The 5636-nt window shown below is 36.0% G+C and carries 4 protein-coding genes; 2 read left to right on the forward strand and 2 right to left on the reverse strand.

The genetic code is table 11. The features are described from left to right. Positions 1–260: 260 nt before the first annotated feature. Together D1839_RS19840 and D1839_RS21195 are read right to left on the reverse strand one after the other, a co-directional pair. Positions 261–1025, reverse strand: a complete 765-nt coding sequence (locus D1839_RS19840) for a MurR/RpiR family transcriptional regulator (protein WP_120381494.1) — start codon at positions 1023–1025, stop codon at positions 261–263. A 178-nt stretch (positions 1026–1203) separates the two neighbouring features. Continuing rightward, positions 1204–1644 carry a pentapeptide repeat-containing protein gene (locus D1839_RS21195; RefSeq protein WP_120381495.1) on the reverse strand — a complete coding sequence of 147 codons (441 nt, stop codon included), beginning with the start codon at positions 1642–1644 and terminating at the stop codon, positions 1204–1206. A 652-nt stretch (positions 1645–2296) separates the two neighbouring features. On the opposite strand from D1839_RS21195, the gene D1839_RS19850 reads away from it, so the two are divergent. After that, the gene (locus D1839_RS19850) at positions 2297–3907 is read left to right on the forward strand and encodes an alpha-glucoside-specific PTS transporter subunit IIBC (protein ID WP_120381496.1); all 1611 of its coding nucleotides are present in this window, start codon (positions 2297–2299) and stop codon (positions 3905–3907) included. A gap of 23 nt (positions 3908–3930) precedes the next feature. Beyond that, complete coding sequence (locus tag D1839_RS19855) at positions 3931–5256, forward strand: 6-phospho-alpha-glucosidase (RefSeq protein ID WP_120381497.1); 1326 nt, start codon at positions 3931–3933, stop codon at positions 5254–5256. Positions 5257–5636: the final 380 nt, after the last annotated feature.

Here is a 5636-nt window from a genome sequence, read left to right on the forward strand (position 1 = left end):
CTTTTGTCTCAGCAACTCAAGGTTATCAAAGAGAGGGGATTGAGTGTGTTTTTTTGCTTTATTTCTACCTATTGATGGGATAAGAGACACCACCACATTCAGTATAGAGCCACTTTTACCGGACTTTTCTTTACACAGCTAATTACATTCCTCTTGCTAAGTATACCTTCATTAGCATTATATTCTAGTAAGAACAATCTGCATAAAAAGCCCTATTAAAAGGTTCTACTCCTTAAAAAAAGGTTGCGTAAGAGCATATTTTAATACGTATCTAATTTCTGCTGCTCACAATACTCAATATATTTACGGTACATCGTTTCCATAACGATATAGAAAGGAACAAACGAAGTGATCTCTATACCATCTTTTGTTGATCCCGGTGTTGTTGTAGCGTAAATATTGTTTGGGGACATTTGCGCAAGCTTATTATTTTTTAAATTGGTAATGGTAATCACATTAATTCCTTTAGCATTTAATTGTTTAATATTAGGGATAAGCGTTGGAGTATCACCGGATAAAGAAATAATAATAACAACGTCTGTATCCTTCATCCCCCGGTACATCGCTTCAAACTCTACTTGATCGTGAATAAGGATAATAAATGTTTCAATTATGGAAAACATACGTTGACAGTCTTTGGCGCATATTCGTTGGGCTGTCCCCGTACCATGTAGATAAATACGCTCTGCGTGATAAAGTAGCTGACTGATAACCGTAAAATCAACGGATTCCAAGTTTTTTAAAGTTTGCACAATATCTGATTGGAATGCCTCCATCAGATCATTAGTTTCATGCTGCGCTTCTCCTTCCCATTTTACAAAGACTTTAAATTCGCTATAGCCACTGAAACCTAATTTCTTGGTTAAACGATGAATGGAGGAACGTGAAACAAAACAGATATTTGCCAACTCAACAATACTGAGATCATAGCATGTTTCTCGGTGACTTAAGATATATTGCAGCACATGCAAATCATTTTTGTTTAATTTATCATAATTTTTGTTGATTAAGGATTCTAATTTCATCGGACACTCCTACCTAAAACGTTAATTATATCCAGTATAGCATTATTTCCTGTAGAAATGCGCTGACGTTCGGTAAGCCTTATTTTCTATTCCTTACATTAGTTAATGATATTCTTTTACCCTCTCTCGCTAACTGAATACTTTCAGTTAGCAGCCTTCTTTTTGATACTGCACGCGGTTATTCTTCCACTTTTAATCCTAACATTGTAGCAAACGCGATTGCCTGTTGAGGGGAAATTTCACAACCATCTAGTTCGTCTAAAGAAACAATTAGCCTTTCAAAAGTAGAATTACTAAGATCTACATTTTTCAATGAAGTCTGAGAAAAATTGCCTTTATTTAAGTTGCATTGCTGGAATTGAACCTTATTAAATTTGCATGCATAGAAATCCGTATTTCTTAAAGAACAGTGATCAAACATTACTTGTTTAGGACTACTATAATTATATGAGCTTAGATTTATTAAACAGTTGTAAAAGCGAACATTTCTTAATGTAGCATCTGCAAAATTAACGCCAACCATTTTTGTATCTTTAAATTCAGCACGGTGAATAATGGCTCCTAAAAAATCTACATTGGATAGATCACAGTTTTCAAACACAATATCGGTAAATTCCACATTTTTAAATGAGCTCCATTAAATTTTACCTGTTTAAACACAACTTGGGAAAATTCTGTTCGATCGTAGTTTTCTTTTTCACCATCACAATTAGAAATGATGCAATGGTCAAGCGGAGCTTCTTCGTAATCATGAATATCTAAAAGAGTGTTCCGATTCTTGGTTTTTCAATTTTAACTTTTGCCATTAAAGCGGTCTCCTTATCCTATTGGCGTATTCGATTAAAGCAATAAAGTGATAGATCACAAACGTTTGTTCTTATTGTATAAAAAATAAACTTGTGTTGCAATGAAAGATGCACTTTTCGTTTTGAGGAAGATACGATATTTCACCCCATTCTCTTGGGAAAATTCCCATGTTTTGAAAACGCGTTCATAAATGGTTGCGCTTTCCCTAACCCTTCAAAACCTATTGAATGAATACGTTACCAATCATATACTGAAGCTAACAAATAAAAGCGAAATCATAGTGTGCGTTTATTTGTTAGCTTATTCACTAAGATAATTTGATGGTATATACCATCTGTTTTTACCTTTAACTAGGTTGTGAAAAAGGTTAGCTTCAAGTAACGACAATTTTTCCGGAAAATTAGAAATCATTTGGCTTATAAAATGTTTTTTAACCAAACCAAATAAATAGGTGGTGGATGTTGATGAATGCAATTCGTAGATTTGGAAGTGCAATGATTGTACCAGTGCTACTATTTCCCTTCTTCGGTATTGTTGTAGGTTTAGCTACATTGTTTAAAAATGAGGCTGTTATGGGAGAATTAGCTAATCCAGATGGTCTTTGGTATCAAATTTGGTCACTAATTGAGAATGGCGGTTGGACCGTATTTAATCAAATGGAGCTTGTGTTTGTTATCGGTCTTCCGATTTCTTTGGCGAAAAAGGCGCCTGGGAGAGCTGTATTATCAGCTGTCATGGGTTACTTAATGTTTAACTACTTTATTAACGGTATTTTAACCATTTGGGGCCCGGCATTTGGCGTTGACTTTGCGAGTGAGGTTGGCGGTACAAGCGGATTAAAAGAAATTATTGGCATTAAAACATTAGATACAAATATAATTGGTGCTATTTTTATTTCTGCGATTGTTATTTATTTGCATAATCGTTTTTACGAGAAAAAATTGCCTGAATCCATTGGTATTTTCCAAGGCGGACCATTTGTAGTTATGATTTCATTCTTTGTAATGATTCCACTAGCATTTCTTACAAGTTGGATATGGCCAATGGTGCAAAATGGAATTGCTTCGTTACAGGACTTTTTAGTTTCATCAAGTTACGCTGGCGTCTGGCTATTCCATTTCTTAGAGCGGATTTTAATTCCGACTGGTTTGCACCATTTCATCTATACACCGTTTGAATATGGGCCAGCTGTTGTGGATGGTGGTATGAAGTCATATTGGATTTCTCATTTGACAGAGTACTCAAAATCTACTAGCGCCTTAAATGATATCTTCCCTGGTGGTGGATTCTTATTACAAGGAAATACAAAAATGTTTGGTTCGATTGGAATTGCGCTTGCATTATACCATACCGCTAAACCAGAAAAGCGTAAGAAAGTTGGTGCTTTACTATTTGCTGCAGCATTAACAGCTGTTTTTGCTGGAATTACTGAACCACTTGAGTTTACGTTCTTATTTATTGCGCCATACCTATTTGCTCTTCATGCCATCTTAGGAGCTACCATGGTTACGATCATGCATGGATTTGGTCTTGTTGGTAATATGGGCGGCGGTTTAATTGAGATAGCGGCAACAAACTGGGTACCGCTTATGGGAAATCATTGGGGTATTTATCTCGCTCAATTTATCATTGGAACCATCTTCATTGTAATCTATTACTACACATTTAAATTTTTAATTTTGAAGTTTGATATTCCAATGCCTGGTCGTGAAAAAAATGACAATGGTGAAACAAAACTTTATACGAAAAAGGATTATCGTGCAAGCAAGGAGCAGACAGCGGCAGCTGGAGAATCTGCTGATGCTGAAAAATATAACAATGAATATGATCGAAAAGCAGCTATTTACCTGCAAGGGCTTGGTGGCGCAGACAATATAGAAAACGTTACAAATTGTGCAACGCGCTTACGGGTTACGGTATGTGACCCGAGCAAAGTAGAAGATGACATGTACTTTAAAGAATATGGGGAAGCCCACGGCGTGGTAAGGAATAATAAGAGTATTCAAGTGATTGTTGGATTATCCGTACCACAGATTCGTGATTCCATAGATACATTTTTAAGTGACAAACAGTAAACTACACAAGGAGGAAAAAGAACATGAAACAATTTTCAATTACAATTGCTGGTGGAGGAAGTACATTTACTCCAGGGATTATATTAATGCTATTAGAAAACTTGGCCAGATTTCCAATTAAAGAAATAAAGCTTTATGACAATGATGAAGAAAGACAAGGCACCGTTGCTGGAGCTTGCAGAATTCTATTAAAAGAAAAAGCACCACAAATTAATTTTGTTGAAACGATTGACCCGGAAGAAGCGTTTAGTAATATTGATTTTGTCATGGCTCATATCCGTGTTGGTAAATATGCAATGCGTGAAAAAGATGAAAAAATACCACTAAAATATGGTGTTGTCGGTCAAGAAACATGTGGGCCGGGGGGAATTGCCTACGGAATGCGTTCGATTGGACCAGTTATTGAACTTGTGGATTATATGGAAAAATACTCACCAAACGCATGGTTTTTAAACTATTCTAACCCTGCAGCTATTGTGGCAGAAGCAACACGGCGATTACGTCCAAATTCTAAGATATTGAATATTTGCGATATGCCAATTGGAATTGAAGAGTTAATGGCGGCATCGATTGGATTGTCGTCTCGTAAAGAAATGGAAGTGCAATATTATGGGTTAAACCATTTCGGTTGGTGGTTTGATATTCGTGATAAACAAGGGAATGACCTAATGCCAAAAATTCGCGAGCATGTTTCCAAACATGGCTATGTGACAGTAGATGAGAGTAAACAGCATTCTGATGCTAGTTGGAACAGTACATTTGCTAAAGCAAAAGATGTGCAAGCCCTTGATCCGACAACCGTTCCAAACACATATTTAAAATATTATTTCTATCCAGATTATGTCGTAGAACAGTCAAATCCAGACTATACGCGAGCGAATGAAGTGATGGGTGGACGTGAAAAGTTTGTATTCGGTGAATGTCAAAAAATAATTGATAACCAAACAGCAGAAGGAACAGAACTGGAAATAGATGAACACGCTTCCTATATTGTAGATTTAGCACGGGCAATTGCCTATAATTCAAAGGAACGTATGTTGTTAATTGTGGAAAATAACGGTGCAATTAGTAATTTTGAACCAACAGCAATGGTTGAAATCCCTTGTCTTGTTGGTAGCAAAGGGCCTGAACCACTTGCCATGGGGGAAATTCCTCGTTTCCAGAAAGGATTAATGGAGCAACAAGTGGCAGTTGAAAAATTGGTAGTAGAAGCTTGGGTAGAAAAATCCTATCAAAAACTATGGCAAGCACTTACGTTATCTAAGATTGTCCCGAGTGCAAAAGTTGCTAAAGATTTACTTGATGAATTATATGAAGCGAATAAAGCATATTGGCCAGAGTTATCTTAAATCAATCGCTGGCAATAAAATAAGCCGTCCTAAAAGGAGAAAAAACCTTTAGGGCGGTTTTTTGTATTATAGGAAAGCAATCCTGTAAATAAAGCAAAATGAGGATTGAACTAAAAACACCCCCTTGGTATGATACGAGGTGCCCAAAGCTAATCATAATCAAAAATGTAGCAATTTGAAGTTTAATTTTGTTAGACTATCAACCAGAATTGATTTTTTATTCGTAAACCAATAAGTAATGAATATGAAAAACTATCTTAATGGATGGGATAACGATAGTAAGCGATAAAAGGGACTTGAGCGGGGACTGTCAATAATTTTGTGTAAATAACCGAATACCTTTTCTCGTAGTTCTTGTTACTTGTTAAACATATCTGTTA

Origin of the sequence: Roseburia sp. 1XD42-34 (genome assembly GCF_009917385.1) — a bacterium.
Classification (GTDB): domain Bacteria; phylum Bacillota; class Bacilli; order Bacillales; family Amphibacillaceae; genus Virgibacillus.

Excerpts from the sequence above, each read along its gene's own strand:
- D1839_RS19840 (WP_120381494.1), bottom strand. The coding sequence starts at position 1,025 with ATGAAATTAGAATCCTTAATCAACAAAAATTATGATAAATTAAACAAA.
- D1839_RS19855 (WP_120381497.1), top strand. The coding sequence starts at position 3,931 with ATGAAACAATTTTCAATTACAATTGCTGGTGGAGGAAGTACATTTACT.
- D1839_RS19850 (WP_120381496.1), top strand. The coding sequence starts at position 2,297 with ATGAATGCAATTCGTAGATTTGGAAGTGCAATGATTGTACCAGTGCTA.